General features: G+C 33.4%; 21 protein-coding genes and 3 pseudogenes. 11 read left to right on the plus strand and 13 right to left on the minus strand.

All coding sequences use genetic code 11. From position 1 onward, the window contains the following. Positions 1 to 296: 296 nt before the first annotated feature. Positions 297 to 2,213: a DUF2075 domain-containing protein gene (locus TZ01_RS07750; protein ID WP_048102507.1), complete on the minus strand. Its 1,917-nt coding sequence runs from the start codon at positions 2,211 to 2,213 to the stop codon at positions 297 to 299. A gap of 168 nt (positions 2,214 to 2,381) precedes the next feature. Between TZ01_RS07750 and TZ01_RS07755 the strand changes: the two are divergent. Next, positions 2,382 to 2,720, plus strand: a pseudogene (locus TZ01_RS07755) (transposase); the annotation flags it as partial. A gap of 44 nt (positions 2,721 to 2,764) precedes the next feature. Here the strand turns inward: TZ01_RS07755 and TZ01_RS07760 are convergent. From TZ01_RS07760 to TZ01_RS09875, 3 genes are read right to left on the minus strand one after another with little or no spacing between them, the layout of a single operon-like run. Then, positions 2,765 to 3,355, minus strand: coding sequence for a DDE-type integrase/transposase/recombinase (locus TZ01_RS07760; RefSeq protein ID WP_048102278.1), 591 nt, complete (start codon positions 3,353 to 3,355; stop codon positions 2,765 to 2,767). Positions 3,356 to 3,385: 30 nt separating this feature from the next. Then, positions 3,386 to 3,685, minus strand: a complete 300-nt coding sequence (locus TZ01_RS07765) for an IS3 family transposase (protein WP_231563457.1) — start codon at positions 3,683 to 3,685, stop codon at positions 3,386 to 3,388. A 28-nt stretch (positions 3,686 to 3,713) separates the two neighbouring features. Next, entirely contained in the window at positions 3,714 to 3,983 is a 270-nt protein-coding gene (locus tag TZ01_RS09875) for a transposase (protein ID WP_052656854.1), read from the minus strand. A 195-nt stretch (positions 3,984 to 4,178) separates the two neighbouring features. On the opposite strand from TZ01_RS09875, the gene TZ01_RS07775 reads away from it, so the two are divergent. The 3 genes from TZ01_RS07775 to TZ01_RS07785 are packed head-to-tail and all read left to right on the plus strand — an operon-like array spanning position 4,179 to position 7,881. Continuing rightward, positions 4,179 to 5,255 (plus strand): DUF917 domain-containing protein, encoded by a 1,077-nt coding sequence (locus tag TZ01_RS07775; RefSeq protein ID WP_048102281.1) that lies wholly within the window; start codon positions 4,179 to 4,181, stop codon positions 5,253 to 5,255. Then, positions 5,252 to 6,799, plus strand: a complete 1,548-nt coding sequence (locus TZ01_RS07780) for a hydantoinase/oxoprolinase family protein (RefSeq protein ID WP_048102282.1) — start codon at positions 5,252 to 5,254, stop codon at positions 6,797 to 6,799. Before TZ01_RS07775 ends, TZ01_RS07780 begins: the two co-directional genes overlap by 4 nt. Next, positions 6,799 to 7,881 carry a DUF917 domain-containing protein gene (locus tag TZ01_RS07785; protein WP_048102283.1) on the plus strand — a complete coding sequence of 361 codons (1,083 nt, stop codon included), beginning with the start codon at positions 6,799 to 6,801 and terminating at the stop codon, positions 7,879 to 7,881. The genes TZ01_RS07780 and TZ01_RS07785 overlap by 1 nt, the downstream gene beginning before the upstream one ends. Before the next feature lie 100 nt (positions 7,882 to 7,981). Here the strand turns inward: TZ01_RS07785 and TZ01_RS07790 are convergent, their stop codons facing one another. From TZ01_RS07790 to TZ01_RS07800, 3 genes are all read right to left on the minus strand, one after another. Continuing rightward, positions 7,982 to 8,389, minus strand: coding sequence for a hypothetical protein (locus TZ01_RS07790; protein WP_156150343.1), 408 nt, complete (start codon positions 8,387 to 8,389; stop codon positions 7,982 to 7,984). Further along, positions 8,376 to 9,791 (minus strand): cytosine permease, encoded by a 1,416-nt coding sequence (locus TZ01_RS07795; RefSeq protein ID WP_082180487.1) that lies wholly within the window; start codon positions 9,789 to 9,791, stop codon positions 8,376 to 8,378. Before TZ01_RS07795 ends, TZ01_RS07790 begins: the two co-directional genes overlap by 14 nt. Before the next feature lie 175 nt (positions 9,792 to 9,966). Then, the gene (locus tag TZ01_RS07800; protein WP_052656855.1) at positions 9,967 to 10,704 is read right to left on the minus strand and encodes a transposase; all 738 of its coding nucleotides are present in this window, start codon (positions 10,702 to 10,704) and stop codon (positions 9,967 to 9,969) included. Between the two features lie 370 nt (positions 10,705 to 11,074). Here TZ01_RS07800 and TZ01_RS07805 point away from each other — a divergent pair, with 370 nt between their 5' ends. Together TZ01_RS07805 and TZ01_RS07810 are read left to right on the plus strand one after the other, a co-directional pair. Continuing rightward, a complete protein-coding gene (locus TZ01_RS07805) occupies positions 11,075 to 12,253 on the plus strand; it encodes an IS110 family transposase (RefSeq protein WP_231563447.1) in 1,179 nt (392 codons plus the stop codon). Between the two features lie 303 nt (positions 12,254 to 12,556). Continuing rightward, positions 12,557 to 13,558 carry a radical SAM protein gene (locus TZ01_RS07810; protein WP_156150344.1) on the plus strand — a complete coding sequence of 334 codons (1,002 nt, stop codon included), beginning with the start codon at positions 12,557 to 12,559 and terminating at the stop codon, positions 13,556 to 13,558. Here the strand turns inward: TZ01_RS07810 and tcmP are convergent. The 3 genes from tcmP to TZ01_RS09630 all read right to left on the minus strand — a co-directional run bounded on the left by tcmP (position 13,548) and on the right by TZ01_RS09630 (position 15,284). Beyond that, a complete protein-coding gene (tcmP, locus tag TZ01_RS07815; RefSeq protein WP_048102286.1) occupies positions 13,548 to 14,492 on the minus strand; it encodes a three-Cys-motif partner protein TcmP in 945 nt (314 codons plus the stop codon). The two genes, TZ01_RS07810 and tcmP, sit on opposite strands and share 11 nt — an antisense overlap. Before the next feature lie 119 nt (positions 14,493 to 14,611). Next, positions 14,612 to 15,154, minus strand: coding sequence for a hypothetical protein (locus tag TZ01_RS07820; protein WP_048102288.1), 543 nt, complete (start codon positions 15,152 to 15,154; stop codon positions 14,612 to 14,614). Further along, on the minus strand, positions 15,141 to 15,284 hold the full coding sequence (locus TZ01_RS09630; protein ID WP_156150345.1) for a hypothetical protein: 144 nt from the start codon (positions 15,282 to 15,284) through the stop codon (positions 15,141 to 15,143). The genes TZ01_RS07820 and TZ01_RS09630 overlap by 14 nt, the downstream gene beginning before the upstream one ends. Positions 15,285 to 15,421: 137 nt before the next feature. On the opposite strand from TZ01_RS09630, the gene TZ01_RS07825 reads away from it, so the two are divergent. The 3 genes from TZ01_RS07825 (at position 15,422) to TZ01_RS09250 (ending at position 17,379) form a co-directional block, all read left to right on the plus strand. Then, complete coding sequence (locus tag TZ01_RS07825) at positions 15,422 to 15,733, plus strand: DNA adenine methylase (RefSeq protein ID WP_048102512.1); 312 nt, start codon at positions 15,422 to 15,424, stop codon at positions 15,731 to 15,733. 63 nt (positions 15,734 to 15,796) lie between these two features. Then, the gene (locus TZ01_RS07830) at positions 15,797 to 16,504 is read left to right on the plus strand and encodes an aspartate/glutamate racemase family protein (RefSeq protein ID WP_048102289.1); all 708 of its coding nucleotides are present in this window, start codon (positions 15,797 to 15,799) and stop codon (positions 16,502 to 16,504) included. A 5-nt stretch (positions 16,505 to 16,509) separates the two neighbouring features. Beyond that, the gene (locus tag TZ01_RS09250) at positions 16,510 to 17,379 is read left to right on the plus strand and encodes a DUF6282 family protein (protein ID WP_052656856.1); all 870 of its coding nucleotides are present in this window, start codon (positions 16,510 to 16,512) and stop codon (positions 17,377 to 17,379) included. A gap of 12 nt (positions 17,380 to 17,391) precedes the next feature. On the opposite strand, the gene TZ01_RS07840 is transcribed toward TZ01_RS09250, so the two are convergent. Further along, positions 17,392 to 18,687 carry an MFS transporter gene (locus TZ01_RS07840; protein ID WP_048102290.1) on the minus strand — a complete coding sequence of 432 codons (1,296 nt, stop codon included), beginning with the start codon at positions 18,685 to 18,687 and terminating at the stop codon, positions 17,392 to 17,394. 313 nt (positions 18,688 to 19,000) lie between these two features. Further along, positions 19,001 to 19,166 (minus strand): annotated as a pseudogene (locus tag TZ01_RS09635) (IS256 family transposase); the annotation flags it as partial. A gap of 158 nt (positions 19,167 to 19,324) precedes the next feature. Here TZ01_RS09635 and TZ01_RS07845 point away from each other — a divergent pair. Together TZ01_RS07845 and TZ01_RS09460 are read left to right on the plus strand one after the other, a co-directional pair. Next, a complete protein-coding gene (locus tag TZ01_RS07845; protein ID WP_048102291.1) occupies positions 19,325 to 20,623 on the plus strand; it encodes an ATP-binding protein in 1,299 nt (432 codons plus the stop codon). A 265-nt stretch (positions 20,624 to 20,888) separates the two neighbouring features. Continuing rightward, positions 20,889 to 21,758: pseudogene (locus tag TZ01_RS09460) on the plus strand (DDE-type integrase/transposase/recombinase). Here the strand turns inward: TZ01_RS09460 and TZ01_RS07855 are convergent. Continuing rightward, positions 21,696 to 22,160, minus strand: a complete 465-nt coding sequence (locus tag TZ01_RS07855) for a transposase (protein WP_052656858.1) — start codon at positions 22,158 to 22,160, stop codon at positions 21,696 to 21,698. The pseudogene TZ01_RS09460 and the gene TZ01_RS07855 sit on opposite strands and share 63 nt — an antisense overlap. Between the last annotated feature and the right edge of the window lie 11 nt (positions 22,161 to 22,171).

A 22,171-nucleotide genomic window follows, 5' to 3' on the forward strand; every position in this document is an offset into this window, starting at 1 on the left:
ATACTGCAATATTTTAAAATTTGAATTTTCCTGGATTTGGCATAAAAATTAAGAAATTTTAATACTAAAATAATAATAATAGAAGATAATTAAAAATAAAAGGATTATTTGGTTAGACTTGCTATTAAGTACTTTCCTATATAATAAAACAAAACATTTTTAAAATTTTCCGTCCTGATAATCAAAAATTAAGTGACATTATTAGATATAAATTATTAAATTCAATAGGCGGGAATATATAAAAATTCCTATTATGAGATACCATTTTAAATATGATTGCCTTGTAGATGATAAGTTTAATTTTTAATTTTATACATTTCTATTCTTGATTTCACAAATTTTTCAGTATCCTTGTCAACAAAATATACATAAACACCATACCTTGCCCTGGTAAGCAATGTTCTGTATATATTCTTAATATGTATGGTAAAATTTTTATCCCTTTTTATTACAGGGTCCTTTGAATTCTCCGGCTTGCCAACCCAGTCATGGATATTATAATCATAAACCAAATCATTTCCCCATATGAGGCCAATATAATCAAATTCAAATCCCTGAACTGTGTATATACTTCCAACCTGTTCGGCGCATTTTGGATCTATGGGCCACAAATTCCAAGGTGGTGTTTCAGGCTTTTTATTAAATTTTACATGATTGAAGTCCTTTAATTCCCATGTGGCCCTGAAATTGCCTATGACAATATCCTCCTTTAATGTTCCATCTTCAGTTGGATCGCTCCACGGCCAGCAGAATCCGGCAACCATCCTTGCAGAGTTTGGATTTTTCTTATTTAAATTTCTTATTTCATCTCTAAGTTCCTCTGGAGAATCCATAATGATAAATTTCATTTTATCATTTTTTGTTAAAAATTCATTTCCGGTGTCATTTATATTTAGCATGGAATCGACCCAGTTTAGATAACCATCTGAGCCACTGCACCTGAACTGTGTTTTTAATGTGAATTTATACACATCAGCGTTATATTTTTTCGCAGTTTCCTCAATTAATTTTATGCTTCCTATTTCTTCAGGCCTGACAACCTGGTTTTCATCTATAAAAAATACGGAAACCTTTGCAACATTTATTAATTCATCTATTTGCGGGATGTTGCTGCGCCTTTCCTTTTTTGTAAACCTGTTGTTGCTGGATTTCCTCAACCTGTGTGCCTCATCAGCTATTAAAACATCTATTTCATTGCTTTTTGTATTTGAAAATGAATTAAAATAAAGGAACAAATTTTTTGCGCTCTGGTTTTGCGGGCTCTTTACCCTATCAGAGCTTAATATTTTCTGAAGTGACGATGTAAATGATTTCGACCCTGTGGCATGGTATACCTTTAATCCCATTGATAAAAGCTCTGCCATTGCATTTAATGCAATTACTGATTTTCCTGTTCCCGGACCGCCCGAAACTATTATGACCGATTTGTTTTTTAATTTAGATGCTTTTTTTGCCCGGTCTATTATAGTATTGTTTGCAAGTATTTGGTCATCTATTAATGAGAATATTTTCTGGTTCCTTAAAATATTGGATGTAAAATCAATCAATTTTTTTGATGGTTTAATGCTGCTATGTATAAAATCATTATAAACATCAAGGCCGCCACCATTGTTTAGCTTTTCCTTTAAATACATTCCAAAATTTTTAAAATCATTTTTGGTGAATAATGGAAATTTGGATATAACATCATGGAAAGGATCGCTGAACATCGGGTCATTGATTTTAGGCGAATAATTATGACAGTATGCACATGCATATATTCCATAACAGTTTTTTGAGAATATATCCATAAAATCCTTTAAATAATAGTAATAACCTGATACCTGTATAGATGGATGAGGCTCACACCTTAGTGCATATCCTACATATGTTTTCACATTCCCATCTATTGGTGATAGCTCCACACTTGACCACTGCTTTAACTCCAAAATTACAATATTTTTTATATTATCATTATTTTTGCCAAGTAATATTGCATCTATCCTTTTTGCACTATATGGCAGCTCATATTCTATTATGACCCATATGTTAAATAAGTTATTTACCTGAAGTTCATTTTTAACAAACTGAAATGAATTATTCCATGCATTTATCTCTGCTTGGGATGGCCTGTGGCCGTAATATGATATAAAGGCGTTTTCCAATTTATCAGAAAGTTTATTGCAGTTTATATCATTTATTAATTGTTGAGCAGAGTTTTCATACAAACGCATAATAATAGTATAATTATTTTATATATAAATTATTTTTATATTTTATTATTTATTATTTTTGGGTTGTGTACCATATTTTGTGTAAATATAAATCCCCCTGTTAATAATGAAATGATCATTAAATAACAGGGAGAAATACCTCTTCTGAACTCAAGGAGGTAATAAAATATGGAATATGGCAATATAAACATATCGGATATAGAGAAATTAATAGAACAGACAGTAAATGAAAAAATAGAAACACTTATGAAAATAGAGCATGATCAGTACTTAGAGGAGAATCCTGGAATAAAGAATGGTTATTATAAGAGGAACCTAAAAACAAGGTATGGCGAGATCAAGGATTTATCAGTGCCAAGGAACAGGGATAATAAATTCCACAGTGCTATAATAGACAATAATAAGTCCATAAGCCTTGATGAATTAATAACATCAATGTATTCAAATGGTATATCAACAGGAAGAATATCAAATATATTAAGGGAGATATTCAATAATAAGTATTCTCCATTGATGTTGGATAGTGATTCTTAAACAAAAATCTTTCCATTTCATGAGACATTTATCATCGACCTCCTATAATAATTGTGTTTTCTTCTTTTATAGCTGTCCTTAAGATTCTTTATAAATCCTCTGTAATACTCCCTGAAGGTGCTGTCATTATTCCATTTATCCAGAAACTGCATTGGTGAATAGTAATCCAATGTGGAATGTGGCCTTATGTTGTTGTAATCATAGAATGCTTTTTCTATTATTATTTTGCCATCACTGAAATTGTTGATTTCATTGATCCATGTGTAATCAGTCTTAATTGAATTATGGAAACTTTCTATGTCACCATTATCCTCAGGTGTTTCCCTTTCTATATATTCATGCTTAATTCCCATTGTTTTAAGATAATTATTGAACTCCCTAGAAATATACTGTGGACCATTGTCCGTCCTTAATGTAATATTATCAGGCAATTTTCCTTTAAATTTCCTGATAATGGCATTATCAATGGCATTTATTGCATCCCTAGATGTGCATGATGTATTATAATTATGGCCATACCATTCCCTGGAAAATGCATCCTTAATGCACATTAAATAGGTCATTCCATTGTTTGTTGGGATATATGTAATGTCTGTTTCTATCAGCATTTCTGGTTTATCAGCCCTTAGTAATTTTAATTACCTTATATTCTTATGGTTATGCAATGGCAATGTTAAATTATTGTTCCTCATTATTTTATACACTGTTTTCTTAGCTATATTTATGCCTGAATTCCTCAATAATGCCCGGATTCTATTATAGCCATATGTTATTCTTTCTTTGCATGGTTCTATTATTTTATTTATAATATTATTATCAATCCTTGTTATACGCCTTTTATCCTCTTTATTTTGATGCTTCTTATTGTAATAGTATGTTATTCTGTTAATTCCAGAATAATAGCATGCTTTTGTTATTTCAATTCCATTATTATTCATCTCATCCACCGAACTCACCTTTTACTTTTCATATAATTTTTTTTAATACTTCATTTGCTATGGTCATCTCACCTATTATTGACTTTAATTTTTCATTCTCTTTAATTAAGGACTTATCAGCGTCCTTTCCTTCCAATCCCTTTTTGCCTCCCTCTAAAAACTGTTCCCTCCATTTATAAAATAGTGATACTGCTATTCCATGGTTCCTGCATATTTCTGCTATTGTAATATTTGGATTCTGGAATGATTCCATTATAATATTGAATTCCTCCTCACCTGTATATGTTCTTTTAAGTATTTACATTACCTCTTTTATATATTTATATAAATCATTCGTTATATATCTCTTTAGATGTGTATAAGTTCAAACTATCAATAACCAGTTTTATTTATTGAATCCTTGAACAGATATAGTTATTACTATTAATCAGACACACAGGGAGTCTAACTTACATAAAAATATTTTTATATTCTTGACAAATTTAGCCATATAATGAGGAATCTAACAATATGTGATCTAGATATGCTAGAAATTGGCTCAGGAATTTTAGGTGCAGGTGGAGGAGGAGACCCTTATATAGGAAAATTAATGGTAAAGGAACAGATTCTGCGTGGAAGATCTATTAGTCTTATAAGCATTCAGGACATAGAGAACGATTCTGAAATTCTTCCAGTAGCAATGATGGGAGCACCCGTTATTATGATTGAAAAGATTCCTAGTGGTAATGAAATAATAAAATCATTGGAGTATTATGAGCATGCTTTAGAAAAAAAGGTCGATTATTTGACACCTATTGAAATTGGGGGAGTAAATTCCACTATTCCACTTGTTGTGTCGGCATTAACTGGAAAGCCCGTATTAGATGGTGATGGAGAAGGAAGGGCCTTCCCAGAATTGCAAATGGTTACTTTCCATCTTGGTGGGGTGCAAGCATCACCTGTGACAATGTCTGATGAGAGGGGCAATACGAATATTATTATAGCCACAGATAATCATTGGGCTGAGAGAATAGCAAGGTCGGTAACAGTGAGATTTGGCGGGAGTGCGTATATTTCACTTTATCATATGACCGCTGACATATATAAAAAATGGGCCATTAAAAACACTATTACGAAATGCATCGCTATTGGAACAGCAATATTAGATGCAAAAAAAGGTGGAAGAAATATATTAGATAGTCTTCTAGATGAAATTAGTGGTATTCTTATATTTACAGGCAAAATTATTGAAGTCCAAAGGAAAGTGGAAAATGGATTTGCAAAAGGAACTGCCATAATTGAAGGAAGCGGGGATTTTAATGGGAAAAAGATGAAGATAGATTTTCAAAATGAAAATTTAATCGCTGAAATAGATGGCTTGGTCATTGCCAGCGTTCCAGATATCATAACTGTGCTTGATGTCGAGTCTTTACTAGCTATAACTACAGAGCATTTAAGATATGGTTTTAAAGTAAATGTAGTAGCTATCAAATGTGATGAAAGGTGGAGAACTAAGAAAGGTTTAGAAACTGTTGGCCCGAAATATTTTGGTTATAATATAGAATACAAACCTATAGAGGCATTAATATGAATATAAGAATAGGTATAGATGTTGGGAGTACCAACACAGATGGCGTAGCTATAGATGAAAATAATAAAATACTCGTGACAGAAAAGAATCAAACGAGTGCAGACATTTCAACCGGTTTATTTAAAACTCTTACGAACGTTATAAAGAAGCTCGGCACCGATAAAAGCCAGATAAAGCAGGTAATGATAGGAACTACACATGGGCTCAACGCAATATCAGCTAGAGTGGGATTAGAAAAAGTTTTAGCAATAAGGATAGGTTTACCAGCGGGTGAAGGTATTCCTCCCATGTCTGATTGGCCTCTAGACTTAAAAGAGGCCATTGGTAATAATATTTTAATGGTACGTGGTGGTCATGAATATACAGGTGATGAAATAGTACCTTTCGATGCTGAAGGTCTCAAAGAAAAATTAAAAGAATATAAGGGCAAAATTCATTCAGTTGCAATTACCTCTATTTTTTCATTTGTAAATCCTAAGCATGAAATAGAAGCGGAGAATATAGTTAAAGAGGTGTTAGGTGATGATACATCTATAACTTTGTCGCATAATATTAGTAGCCTAGGTTTATTGGAACGTGAGAATTCAACAATCCTTAATTCTGCTATAAGACTACTTATGATTAAAATAATAAACTCTATTAAAGAAACTTTAGTAAAACTAGGTTTAAATGCAGTTAATTTATATTTTTCCCAAAATGATGGTACAGTAGCTTCTTCAGATTTCGTAGAGAAGTTCCCAATATTTACTGTTGCAGGTCCTATTTCAAATAGCATAAGGGGGGCTTTTGTTCTTACTCATGTAGAAAATGCCGTTGTTTTTGATATTGGTGGTACTACCACCAATATAGGGGTTTTAACAAACGGATATCCTAGGGAATCAAGCAATCCAGTAATTATTGGCGGAGTCCGAACAAATTTTAGAATGCCAGATATCATAGCAATTCCTTTGGGAGGAGGAACCATAATTGATAAAAATGTAGGGCCAAGATCAGTTGGGTACAAACTTACAAAAGAAGCTATATCTTTCGGAGGAGATACGCTTACAGCAACAGACGTCGCACTCAATATTAAAAAGATAGATTTTGATAGAACAGATAGAAAAAGAGTATTAGAAAAATATAGTATAGATTATTTAGATAATACTTATAGTAAAATGAGGGCTATATGGGAAGAAAATCTGGATAAAGTTAAGGTAAAAGGTGGTGATGTAGAATTAATAGCTGTTGGTGGTGGCTCTTTCATGATTCCAAACAATCTGAAAGGTGCTTCTAAAATAAAGATCCCTGAAGGCGGTCAATATGCCAATGCTATAGGAGCAGCAACATCATTAATTGGAGCTAAAATAGAAAAAGCGTATTCTTATGACGCTATAAAAAGAGATGATGCAATTTTGGAAACTATTAATGAGGCCAACTCTTTGGCTATCCAAGCCGGAGCCCTCCCATCTTCAATTGAAGTGAAAGAAATAGACGAGGTTTCAATGCCTTATCTGCCTGGCAACTCGGTAAAACTCTCTGTAAAAGTTGTTGGAAAGATGATATAATGACATCATATCTTTACATTGACGACATTGAAAATCTAGCTCTTGGTAGCTCATTTTTAGGGTCTGGTGGGGGTGGAAATCCCTATATTGGAGCATTATTATTAAAAACAGCAATGAAGAGATTCGGCATAGATAGGATTGAACTAATTGACCCAAAGAATTTAAAAGATGACAAAAGAGTTATTTGCTCATCCGGAATGGGTTCACCTACAATTGGTTCAGAAAAAATACCTAATGGTACAGAATATGCTTATGCAGTTAAGAAATTAGAAAGCATACTTAATGAAAAATTTGATTATTTATCTCCAATTGAAATTGGAGGAATAAATTCCATTGTTCCATTTATAGCGGCTCTGCATCTTAATATACCTGTATTAGATGGTGATGGAGAGGGGAGAGCTTTCCCGGAATTGCAAATGACAACATTTAATTTATATCAAATCAAATCAACACCAATGGTTTTAGTGGACGAAAGGGGAAATGACATAATTGTAAACTCAATTGATAACAATTGGGCTGAAAAAATAGCTCGAGTTGTAACTTCTAAATTCGGGGGTCGTGGGTATGTTGCCAATTATCCTATGACTGGAAAAGATTATAAAAAGGCTGCGATATTTAATTCTGTAACACATGCAGTAGAGCTAGGAAAAATGTTAAATACTCTTAAGAATACTGAAGGCGTTGAAGAAATATTGACTTATAGAACATTAGCAAAAAAATTATTCGAAGGGAAGCTAGTAGACTTAGTCAGAGACAATAGTGGTGGTTTTTCAATTGGTTATGCAATATTTAAATCAGAAATTAATGGGATAAGTGTTTTATCACGGGTTAGATTTCAAAATGAATATTTATTTTATGATAAAAACATAAATGGAAAATTTATAGAAACTATTACAACCCCACAAATTATCAGCATTGTTGATGCAGAATCATATAAACCCATTACAACAGATGAATTAAGGTATGGGATAATGTGTAAAATTTTTACAATTCCTATAGATACAAAATGGAATAAAAATTCGGCTAAGGAACTTGTGGGAAAAAATGCATTCAAATTACTTTCAAATTTTAATTTTCATTAAATAAGTCATGACGGTTCAAGTCGTGGTTTAATAAAAAATCATGTAAAATTAATATTTTCTACGTACACTTTATAAATTATAAATTTAAATATTTAGGTTATTAGTCAAATATTGGTATTTTATTAAAAGCAGAATCTAAAACAGCAATTAAAGTTACTATCGATATTAAACTAACAATAGTTATTGAAATATCCTTTATTAATATAGACCCTGGGTAAAAATAAATTCCGAATAGGAGAGAAAGTACTGCGGTAGAAAGTGAGAATACCATCCATAGATGCTGACTTGCCATCCTACCTATTTCTGTATCACTATTTGCAAGTCTTATTCTGAAAAACCCGACAACTAATATTATGCTATTTATAGCACCTATTACTATATCCTGATATTTAGATGCGTAAGGCTTAACTATAAATCCAAGACCAAAGAAAGCGATGGATAAAATAAGGGCTATTCCCATACTTATGTAAAGTAATTTCTTGAAAGAATCAAGTTTATCTGATTTCATTTTTATGCAACTCCTTTTCAAATGTTTTTGTTTCTGTCTCAATTTTATAATGTTCATATTGTCCAATTTCATAATTGAAATTAAATTTCATTGCAAGATACGCTATTAGTAGATATAGTAGAAATGCACTTAATATTGAATTGATTGCGCCTATTCCATAAGGGACGAACAAACCAATAAGTGAACCAAAAATTAAGGATAATATCCCATTAATATTGTATTCTGGATATTTAGAATTCCTATTGAATGTGTATCGCTCTTTCATATCTTTTATGCCGTTTATTAATGGTTTTTTAATAAAATAATCTGCAAAAACCACTCCCGCTGCAGCTGGAAGAAAGTCGCCCAAATATCCAAGGAATGACTCAAATGGGGCTAATGAAGTTCCAGAAGTAAATCCAAGCCAAGTAGCAACAGCTGTTCCAATTATTCCAGAAATAATTGCAGCTTGTGTCCTTTTTATCCTTAAAAAGTTGACAAAAGATAGAGAACCCGAATATAGGTTAGCAGCATTTATAGCTAGTTGACCTAGTATAATTATCAAAAGAACGGCTATACCTAGACCTATGGAAAGCATGGCTGCAGTTACAATGCCAGAACCAGTTACCAAAACTAATGCCGTACCACCCAATATTAACATAGGATAAAATATATACATGTGTGCAGTCCATGCTGTAACAGCTGTTTTTCCATTTTTAGCAAATCTAGTTATATCACCTGCTATTAAGGCACCAGCTATGTATAACCCAACTGCATCGGTTATTCCTGTAGACATAGAAAATGGGGTTTTAGGTGAAATTGACCATATGCTTGAACCTGAATGTACAAGGGCAAGAGCTGCAAAAAAACCGACTAAAAGTAACCAAACATGTTGGGGAAATGCCGTATATGTTATAAAAGATAGAGCCCTATAGCCTACGTATGTCATCAGTATCATAAGAATACCACCCCATAATGTATCAAACCAAATTGAATGTAAATACCCCGATGGAAAGATCTCTGACATGATTATACCAAAGAACCAAGTTTCATACGCATACCAACCTATACCTGTAGTTATAAGAATTAAAATAACCCCGATAATTTTGGAAGGAATTCTACCGAATCCATATCTCCAATTTAGATATGTTGAACCCCCGCTGTTTGCTGATATATAACCACTTCCGGAGCCTATGATTGCTAATATAGTGGAGGCTATTAGAACAACAATAATCGCATCTGCAAATGAAAGCCCTGAACCTAAAACAGAACCACCAAATACCACGGCAATAGCTGCAAACGAGGCATTCAAAACCATGAATGTATTAAAATAACTTTTTCGCATTGATTTTGGCACAGCCATACCAGACGAATCATCAAAACCTGATTCTATACTTTCATCAGCCTCTAAACCCTCCTCCATATTTATCAATTAACCAACACTCTCTAATATTTAATTTTTTCTAATTTAATTTAAACATTATGTTATCTTCGATCAAGTTTCTATTTACAACTAACTTAAATATGGAGGGGAATCTAACAAAAATCTGGAGTTAAACAATAAAAAATTAAAATATATTAAAGTGCCCAAACATACGTCAGATCACGATATACATTATTTTCCTCCCTGAGATTCCGGTTATTTTATTTGCCATTACAATGCAGTTGTATGAAACTATTATTTCTCCAATTGATACATCATAATTCCTGTGTTTAACATACCATATATATTCCATTTCAAGTATTTCATTTAAAATAGAAAATGTCCTTTCTATCTCCCATCTGAATTTGTACCTTGATGATTCCTTTTTCCTTAATGCTATACCCGGTTTCCTGTTATAAGATAATTTATTTTCAACAATTCCCCTTCTTCTGTTAGTGTCTATAACAGGCATGGCATGTGTATTCTCAAAAATATAATCATATATATCAGAGGAATCATATGCAGCATCCATTAAAATATAATTATAATTCCTTACAGAATCTATCATTTCAAATGCCATATTCTTGTCATATGCAGATGCAGATGCAGTGGTCATCTTCCATTCCATTATGGATAATGAATCGGCATCTATTGAAGCATGCACCTTTAGTATTCGTGGCCCATTGTGCTTTATCCATGGGCTATCATTATCCCTGTATTTCTTATTCTTCCTTCTCCTCTGTGCTGTTGTATCCCTGCAGGTCTTTACAATGGATGAATCCACTGCAGCATTATCATTATCAGGATTTATCATATCTATTATTGATGAATTTATATAATGCCAGTCTATCCTCAATGATCTGTAGGATAATGTCCTGAAGTTGGGTATATCATTTATATTCAATAATTCCATGAATTCTTTATGGTTGTTGAAGAAGTATTTAAAGACCTGTAGGATACTCCATAGATTTTCAAGATTACAATAATCTTTACAATAAGTTTATTTGAGTACTTTCTAATTCTATCCTCCGCAACTATTTTATCCAACCTTTGCATAATTATTGGGATATGGTTCGCTGCCATATCCCACTTATGATTTTCAAATTAATAAATATGACAATTGTCGAACAAATATGGAAGCTTGGACACACTTGTATAATGATTTTAACCATAACTCCATTATGGCCATGATCAGGGAATATCGGGACACTCTTGTGGTATAATCCACTGTATTTAGCCTGTATTTACCCTTTTCATACTCGAGTGTGCTGATAGAGTATATTGTGCTTCATGCACTGATAATAGGCAAGACTGCTGCGGGTATGGGCAGGATAACTGATCCGGAGGAGTATATGGAATATATTGGAATAGATATAGCCAAGAGAAAGTTTGATTTCTGCATTATAGACATTGTGCTCAATAAGGTAAGGGCCGGAATAATCATAACCAATGATACTGGCTTCAAAGAGTTTTTGGGGACAATAGAGGGCTATGACAATATAAGGATAGGAATGGAATCGACTAATATTTACCATGCCAATCTATATAACTTCTTGATAGAAAGCGGTTACAATCCTGTGCTTCTGAGCCCAGTAGAGACAAAACTCATGAAGAGGTGCAGAATAAGAAGGAACAAGACAGATAAGATAGATTCATGGGGCATAGCAAGATACCTTGTAATATCAAAAAATAATACAATCAATATGGTGGAATACCCTGAGCTAAAACAATATGTAAGTACATACTTCAGGCTGATAAAGAAGCCGGCAGCAGTCAAGAACCAGCTGATCGGGGATTTGGACCTGCTGTATCCAAGAATGTCATCCATGGTTAACATCAATGCAATGCACTTCAATGATATAATCAACAATATTGACAGCATTGCAGATAACAATTATAGAGTCAAATATTTGAACAGTGAAAAATATGAAATCCTGAAATCTCTTATAATCATGGGAAATAGAAACAGCAGCGCAGTGAACCATGACATAAGAATGAATATCCAGTTAATGGAATTGCTGAATAACCAGCTGAAGGAAACCATGGAATTAATAGGGAAACAGTACAGCAACGCAGATTCCGGGATTAAAACAATCCCAGGAATAGGAACATTGACAGGATCTATTATATTATCCCACATAGGAGATATCAACAGATTTGATTCTGCAGTAAAGTTTAGGGCATACGTGGGCATGGATCCTGTAACCAAACAGTCAGGAGGTTACAGCATATCATCCCACATATCAAAAAGCGGCAATCCATTGATGAGGTATACACTGGAGCTATCAACAGTATCTGCAATAAGGTATAATCCGGTTGTGAAAAGATACTACAGCCATAAAAAGGAGCAGGGAATGAATGGAAACAAGCTAATGATAACATGTGCAAACAAATTACTGAATATCTTATACTCTTTTATGAAGAACAATATGGATTTCAAGGATCCAGAATTAGTAGATTGAGGAAGAGTAGAATATAATATTCGTATATTGTAATGATATTAGCGTAAGCTATGGTAATGGTGCACGATAAACAGAAAATAGTAAAATTAATATGGTATACTAATAAAACTAATAAATATAAATTATGATGATTTATAATTAATCTATTTGGAGAGCCAAATATGAAGATAGATATTAAAAATAATTCTGTGAACAATAAATAGATAAAAAATTCAAAGAGGTATGAATTGTTTTATTATAATTAATTTTATATAAATATGAAAACGAATAAATTTATAGGGTTATTTTAATTATATATATGAAATGCTTAACATAATTAAAGATCCGAAAAAGGAAAGACAGCACATGGCTGCTGTCAAGGCCTGGAAGACCATAAGGATTAAGCGCATTGAAAAAATCAAATCAGAAAATGAATCGATAGAGGATTACAACTTCTCACTGGATTTAAAGAAAGTTTATTACGGGGAATATAAGATAAACGCGCCATTAATAAAGCCGTCAAAATTAACATACATTGAAAAGGGCGGTGTGGGAAAGGAATTATCTGATGGCTGGGCATTGAATTATGCAGTAGGCTGCACTCATGCATGCAGGTTCTGCTATGTGGATTCAATGCATAAAAGATATGATGTTAGGAGAATAGGCAGTGGCGTTAATAGATCCTGGGGTGATTACTTTTATACACCATATAATATAGATGATGCTATAGAAAAAACAAAATGGTCTAAATGGGCCGGTGTCGAGGTTATGTTATCATCCATGCATGACCCTTATTTGCCGCAGCTGTATAAAACAACAAGGAAAATAATAGTGAAAGCACTGGAAAACGGTGTTAAACTATGTGTGCAGACCAGATCTCCCCTGGTAAAAAATGATTTTAACATATATGAGAAATATAGAGACCGGGTTAGGATACAGGTATCTGTTTCCACAATGAATAGAGACCTAGCTAGATTGATAGAGCCGAGGGTTTCACCTCCAGAGGAGAGGATAAATATAATAAGGGATGCAAAGAAATTAGGCTTAAAGGCCGGAATTATCATTGCACCGGTAATGCCCCCTCTCAAGATCAGGCCTGATATAATATCAGATATGGAGGAGATAATAAGGTCTATTTCAGATATAAAGCCTGATTTCATATACGGAGAGACAATACATCCCAGGGGTTCAAATATAAAGGAAATTGAATCACTGCTTGGGGAGCAGCTTTATCTAAATGGCCTTGACACAGCTGTAGAAAAGCATTTCTATTCACTGCTAGAAAAATATGGCTTGGAAGGAATATGGTGGAAGGCTAAACATTAAAATGGTCCTGCCTGCCAAATATTTCGTGGAGAAAATTTAATGCAGATTTATCATCAAGTGTGCTTATATAATGGCCAAAAGGCTTCATACCTTCTGTCCATTTAGAATTGGTTTTTGTACGGTTTGTTCGTAAAATAAGAGAATAGGCCACCTTTTTACCTATGTCGTGTATATCTACTGCATCTCCGATGGGCTTTGCTAATGTATCCTCAAAAAAATTGAGTAGTTTTTCGTCCGGATTATCTCCTGGAGTATAATCTGGAACCATTCTCTGCATTGCCTTTATATCTGCTTCATTGACATTTTTTTGTATTCTTCCATTCAATCTTTGGATTCCCCAAGTTTTATTTATAATTAGATCTACTGCCTTTACAGATTCAAATAATGGCATAAATTGTATGAGATTTGCCTCCATACCTTCTGGGTCTATAAAGAATATTGCACCGGTACCCTTATCAAGGTTATATCTCGCTGCCAGATCTTTTATTATATCATTGGTGTCCCCACATTCAATATGTGTATTTTTTATACCTAGGGCCTGAACTCTGGACCTCAATAAATCCGATTTATCCTGGTCTTTATCTATTGATATAACCAGGTTAAAACTCTTTCCACTCACTTTGGCCGTCGCTGCCATGAGGGTCGACCCTAGAACCGCATAATTTGAATTTTCTATTTTGACAATGCCAGACCCGCCAAAAGCATCTATAAATACAATTTTATTAAAATGTTTGTGGGCAATTGGAAGAAATATGCCCATATAATAATTTAGGTATGCGAGCTTTAACACTGTATGGGCCTTATATTCTATGTCTCCTGGTGATGGCCCAAGATTATTCCTAATGAGAGTTTGCATTATTCCTTTATTAACCTTATCTGAAACGACCTTGAGCTGGCCGATTAGTCTATCATGACATGATTTCTTAGGGGGCATTCTTTATCAATAAGGAATAATGCAAAAGCATATAAATATAATTTAGGCGTTTATATTCTATTACGGCTAAAAAAATCTTATATAAACCACACATAAGACACAGTTTGGCAATCGGGATTTCAAGGGTTTATTTTACTAATTTTACCATTGCCCTTTTTTACCTCTAGAATGATATACCCAAAATGTAATTCTTTATTATAATCATATGATGTGTTTAATATTTTATCTTTAAGATCAAGGTGATTTCCAAAAAAATGGTCTAACTTATTTTTCAGATCGTATGATGTCTCAATTTTTTCCTTGATTTTTGATTCTTTGCCTCCTTCTTTGTCATAATTTGTAGATACAAACACAAGTGAATATAGATGCAGGTTTTTATCTAGATGACATACGTTACGCAGTTTTTCAATATCATTGGCAATATATGAATTATCCGAAAAATAAAAGCTCAAAGATATGGGAGTTTTAATTTGATAGCCAACAAGGATGTGCTTTAACTCTATCCAGTAATCTTCACCATTGAGCGTCAATTTTAGATCCACCTTTTGCCTTTCATTGCCCTTCTTATTAGATAATTTTTCTTTATAATTTATATCATCACATAACGGGGTCTCCCTATTCCTATTAGTCAATTCAATAACATTGCCATCAAAATAATTCATTAGTTCCCCCCCTAAACCACCCCTCTATCTGAATTTGGAGCCTGGAAAACAACTGCAAATATTCCTTTTTGCTGTTAATCAGTTCATTATAAAACGAGCTTATCTCATGCTCCAATTCATTATTCTCCATTATAAACAATGCATAATTTATGGGCATAAAAAACTTTGCACCATCATAAATTTCCTCATTTTACATTCCAAAATGTCAAAACCATTCAATAAAGATTTATATAACAAACCGATATATTTATAACAGGTAATCTTAACATGGAATCATTATTAAATGAATATTATAAACCGATTCTTAAGTGGGCAGGTGGAAAGAGGCAGCTTCTTCCTGCTCTTCTCAAGAATATTCCAGATAAATCTAATACATACTATGAGCCATTTATAGGCGGTGCAGCCCTACTCATATCGCTTTATTCATTAAATAAGATTAACAATGCAGTAATATCTGATACCAACACAGGTCTGTACAATCTATACAAAACCATAAGGGAAAATCCACAGCAGTTAATAGATGAACTGAATAATTTAAGATTCAGGAACACTAAGGAAGATTACTATAAGACCAAGTAAAGTGAATTTGAAATTTGCTTAGTTATTAGGGAATAATTAAATATTAAAATGGTATAAAGTTTTATGGATAATAAAAGGGTTGGTATTATTATACCTTCATCCAACACAACCGTAGAAGATGAATTTTCCCCAATATTTTTGGATGCTGGAATATCCGCTCATTATGATAGAATACCCCTAGAAAATGTTACTGTCGATGATTTAGCTGCTATGGAGAAAAACACAAAGGATTCTGCTGCCCTTCTCAAAACTGCCGACGTAGGTGTAATTGCTTATGCATGTACAACTGGAAGCCTTTTTAAGGGTTTAGGGCATGACATAGAGCTGGGTAAAGTAATATCTAAGGAAGCAGGTGCTGAAGCAGTAGTTACGTCAGGAAAAGTGGTGGAAGCTTTAAATCTAGTTAAGGCAAGAAACATAAAGGTCATAACCCCGTATACAAAGGAATTAAATGTGCTCGAACGCAAATTTCTCGAGCAAAACGGATTTAATGTTCTTGAGATTAAAGGCATGGATAAGGTTAAGAATGTTGATATTGGAAGAATTTCGTCTGATGAGCTCATGAATTTTATTGATGGCACCGATATGCAAGATGCAGATTGTGTTTTTCTCTCCTGTACAAATTTACCGACATTCTCAGTTATTAACGTACTGGAACAGAAACTAAATAAACCTGTAATATCAAGCAATTCAGCAACATTATGGGGCATTTTGAAGGCATTAAACATCAGGTATGAGAAAGGTCCAGGATATATATTCAATGCACCTTGATTATTATGCAATATGAAATAAAGGATGCCTTTGATTTGCATGTACATTCCTTCCCATCATTATTTCCAAGACAATTTAATGATTTTTATTTAGGAAAGATGGCTATTAAGAACAACATGAAAGGTTTTGTTATAAAAGACCATGATTCTATTACAGCTAATAGAGCGTATTTGGTAAATGAACATATAGGGCAGAAAAAAGCCTATGGGAGCATGGTATTCAACAACTCCCAGGGAGGATTCAACCCAAAGGTCTTTACAACGGCCATAAATTACGGAATAAGAATAGCGTGGATGCCTACAAACCAATCATTATACCATATTAAGAACTTTGGAAACAGTGATTACGGCACGTTTAAAAGAGAACACAGCTTACCCAAATGGGGTGGGCTTAAAATCCTAAATAGAGAGGGCAAAATAAAAGATTCAGTTTTGCAGATTCTGGATATTGCTCAGGAAAACAATATTTGCTTAGGGACCGGGCATTTATCACCTCTTGAAATAACAGAACTGGTTAATTTTATGCCTCGCCAGCTAAGGAGTAAGACAATTATAACACATGTCAACTGGGGCATTTTTAAGTTAAAACAGGATATGATTGCAGCTTTAAAATCAAAAGGTGTTTACTTTGAATTAACACTGGCACCTATCTATTCGAAGCAATTCAAATCAGAAAATCTAGATGAGTTTTCAGGTTTAATAAGGTTTATTGGTATTGACAAGTGTATAATTTCTAGTGATCTGGGGCAGATAGGCAGCATTGATCCTATAGATGCTATGCGCTCAAGTGCAGAATATTTGCAATCCAACGGTTTTTCGGAGAGAGAATTGCATGCATTATATTCTGAAAATGCTATAAAATTTTTGGATATTTGATAAAATCGGTAGTCAGGCGTTTTTATCAAAATCTACATCTTTGGTTTCCGGACCTAATAAAGCACCTGCTATTACCAAAACACCGCCAATGAATAAAAGTGGCAGGGTCTCCGCATATTTGGCAGGCATAACATAGCTTAAGCCTATTATAAAAAATGAATTAAATGACGGTATTAAAACCCCCCATGTATATCCCATCCCAAAACCGGAGGAACGAGTACTTGTTTTAAACCTCTCAGTAATATAAGCTGTCACAGTTCCGCTAAAACCTATGTCTGATATTATCCAAAGCAGTAGTATTGCAAAGAATACACCAATTAGCCCCCAACCTTTACCATAGTTTATAAAAGCGTAAAAAAAAGGCACCCCAATTATAAATAGCAATCCGCCAATTACAAGCACTTTTTTTCTTCCGATTTTTTGTGATAGCATACCCCAGGGAATTAGCAAAAATCCACCTATGATAGCCGATATCGAAATATAGAGAAGATATGTTGTTGCAGATATTTTCACAAAACTCTCTGATATGCTTCCTATGGATGAGACAATAGTTAACAAACCGAACCAAAAGCCTGTCATTAGGATAAACACCTGCCAAAATTGTTTTGATTGGGAGCCGAAAAGTATTTCTGAAATTGGAGATTTGACCTTCTTGCTCTCTTCCCAAATTTCTGATTCTGGTACAATTTTCCTATAATATATGTATAGAATAACCAATAAAATAGTCTCTATGGCGAATGGTATCCTCCAAATCCAAACCTCATAGGTTGAGGTTGAAGAGGTTGCAGGGAATTCGAACAGCAAAGGCAGTGATATTAAGGATATAGCGGCAAATGCAAATGGGTAACCTATATTTAATATTGCACCGTAAACTCCTCTTTTGCTTTTTGGGGAGTATTCCATTGCAAGAGGGCTGGCACCTGTGTACATACCACCTAAAAATATTCCTACAAAAAATCTGAAAACCAGTAAAAGAGATATAGAAACTAAGCCAAGTAATGAATACCCTGGCAAAATTAGAATTAAAAATGTAAACACAGAAGCCATGATAACCGATTTTTGAGTGGCGGATTTTCGCCCTTTCTTGTCTGCGTAGTTGCCGAATAGTACAGTTCCTATAGGTCTGCCAAGGAGAGTTGCCGCCAAGGTAGCGTAGGTGAGCGCAAATAAATAAACAGGCTTGAGGTTAGATGGCTCGAAGTAAGCCAATGCTGGAGCTAAAACAATAATTGGCAGGTAGATATCAAACATATCTATGAAAAATGTAAAAACACCACCACTTAATGCGCTCTTTAATTTATTTTCCATAAAAATATATATACAAGTTTTATTTAAATATATCTAACATATCATAATCATATTTCTATCCATAGGTTTATTAAGAATTAATGAACAGATTATATAGAGTTTCTTTATATCTATAAATGCTACATAATATTCTATAGTAATTATGGAATAAACATGTTAATTTCAGTAGAAATTCATAATTATATATAATAATTTTGTTTTAGAGGCTATCGTTATTTAATATTTTTTAATATCCTATATAATATAGGGTTGTGTATCATATTTGTGTAAATATAAGTCCCCCTGTTAAGATCGTGTACCATATTCTGTGTATTTATAAAGGGTACCTCTTGTTGAACATCTCTTTAATCTCATCATGGCATTTATAGGGGTCATTCATCTTCCTGAATGCATATCTAGAATTGAAATCTATTGATTTTAAATATCTTCATCGCAGAATCCTCATCAGGGAATGATAATGCTACTTTAACCCTCTTCTTATATCCTCATTCATTCTTAATTTAGAAAATAATCAAAACCATGAAATTTAAAATCTATATGTAAAATCAAGTATTTTATAAGACTGTTTATAATCTGCTTAAATTGTACAGTATAATATACATAAAATATAATAATATGTTCAGTATACTGTACAAGAATGGTAACAATTGATGATTTCAAATATGTTTTAGCGCTCTGGAAGGAATATAAAATACCAAATATGATAGAACGTGATATGCACATTGATCTGGAAACTGATAAGATAATTGCAATTGCCGGTTCAAGGAGAACAGGTAAAACCTATATCATGTTCCAGTGCATAACTGAACTTTTAAAAAAAGGCATTAAAAATGATAATATTATTTATGTGAATTTTGAAAACGAGAGACTTGTAGGAATAGTTGCATCAGATCTTGACAACCTTCTCATTGCCCATAAGGAACTTTTCAACCCTGATGGTACCATATACCTTTTTCTTGATGAAATTCAGGTTGTTGAAAACTGGGATAAATGGGTTAGAAAAATCTATGACATGGGAAAATATAGAATTATTGTAACAGGTTCCTCATCCGAATTGTTAAGTAGTGAAATTGTCACCTCGCTTGCAGGCAGAAACCTCACATATATTGTTTATCCATTCTCTTTTAAGGAATATGTGGCCGCAAAGGGGCTAAAAATTAACAAACTGTATAAATATTCTATTGAGAAAGGAACCGTATTAAAATTGGTTGATGATTTTTTGGAATATGGGTCATTTCCTGAAATCGCAATGACAGACAAACCATCAAGAAAACTTGAACTTCTTTCATCCTACGTTGATGCAATTTTCTTCAGGGATATAGTGAGAAGATATAATATCAGAGAGGTTGGAGATTTAAACATATTTCTAAGATTTCTTTCCAGCAGCTACTCCTCCTATTTCAGTTCGGTAAAGGCGTTAAATTATTTCAGAAGTACCGGAAGGAGAATAAGCAGAATAACACTGTTAAATTTTCTTTACTATTCCAAATCTGTCTTTCTCGTAAATATACTTGAGAAATATGAAAAGAGTGTACAGAAGCGCATGGCCACGCAACCAAAGATCTATATAACAGATATAGGCATTTCCCGGCTTTTCTCTGACATTGATAGGGGAAGGGCACTGGAAAACGCAGTTTTTATGGAATTATTGAAGAATGCTTCTCCTGCTATGAGTATAAATTATCTTAAGCTAAAATCAGGAAAGGAAGTGGATTTCATTCTTACTGGAAAAAATATAGAACTCATACAGGTTTCTTACTCAGTGTCGGATCCTGGCACAAGACCCAGGGAAACGTCTGCCCTTGTGGAAGCCGCAATGAACCTTGGTTTGAATACCGGTATCATAATAACCTATGATTATGAAGGAGAAGAATCAATCAATGGTATTTTAATAAAGTATATTCCATTCTGGTTGTGGGCTTTATTTAACTTCTAAATATTGATTTATGACACCGATTATTATACAGGGAATCCTCTTTTTAAATGGTCTTTTTGGATTAATAATATTATTATGTTATCCCAAAATGAGTTTCCATACACCTATTGTTTTTAATATTTAATGATACTTTAAAGGACCAAGAATCATTATGATAACAGCAATGGATTTAAAGAGTTTTTAAAAATAATAATAAACTATGTTATCCCGAATTGAGTTTCTATTTAAAGACCACTTAAATATAGATAGAAACTCTAAACCTAAGGTGAAGTTAAACAATAAGAAATTAAAATACATAATAAACCAGAAAAAGAAAGGAACATCATCTGCTGAATTAGCAGCAATATACAGGGTAAGTACCAGGTATATCAATAAGATCTATTATAATTACATAAACTACGGTAAAACGGAATTATACAAAGCAGGAAGAAAAGAGAAAGTCATAGATCAGGGGATAGAGGAACTGATAATAGGAATAAGGTATAATTATCCATTGTCAGGGCCAATGGCTATAGAGAACTACCTTATGGAATCAGGCATTAATGTATCCCACAATATTATATACAGAGTATTATTGAAATATAATATGGTATATGAGAATCATAATAAAAAGAATCAGAGGAAGTATGTAAAGTATGAGAGGGAACATAGCAACTCATTATGGCATATTGACTGGACTTGATATAATAAAAATGAGAAATTAATAATCATAGAGGATGATGCATCAAGATTCATAGTAGGATTTGGAGTATACAGTGAAGAGACCATAGACAATACAATAGAAACACTGGAAAGGGCCATAGAATTATACGGCAAGCCATTAGAAATACTTACAGACCATGGAACACAGTTCTTCTCCAACGGAAAGAACGGTATACCTGGAGACCATAATAAGTTCCATGAATACCTTGATAGCAATGGAATAAAACACATACTTGGAAAGGTAGACCATCCACAGACCAATGGTAAACTGGAAAGGTTAAACGGTACAGTAAAGCCATTGAAACCGTACTTCTCCACATGGGAGGAGGTAGTATACCATTATAATTATGAGAGAATGCATGATTCATTGTCAGATGGTGATAATATTGTTACACCTGCAATGGCATATAAATCTAAAATGGTGGTAAAATGAAAATGTATAAGTTTGTAAAGTATATAAAGGAAATAATAATGGGACAGAACACTCTATCCTGGTTTCAAGGAACTCCTTAACTTTAATATCAAGCTCCTTATTCAGTGATGAAACATACTCAGGAGATACATTTACACCCAAATTATTTATTATACTGTTTACTGATCTGGTGGATACACCATTGATATATGATTCTGCTATTACAGAGTTTAAAGCCTTTTCCACATTTGAATACCTGTCAAATACCTTGGTTTTAAATGAACCTGATTTTAGATCCGGCTTGTCCAATATTAATTCACCATCCAGAGTCTTTAATTTCCTCTTCTTGTATCCATTCCTGTATCCTGTCCTTCCATTAGTTCTTTCATATCTTACAGCATTTAACTGTAATGGCCTCCTCATCCATTACATTG

It is taken from the genome of Acidiplasma sp. MBA-1, from assembly GCF_000949015.1.
GTDB lineage: Archaea > Thermoplasmatota > Thermoplasmata > Thermoplasmatales > Thermoplasmataceae > Acidiplasma > Acidiplasma aeolicum.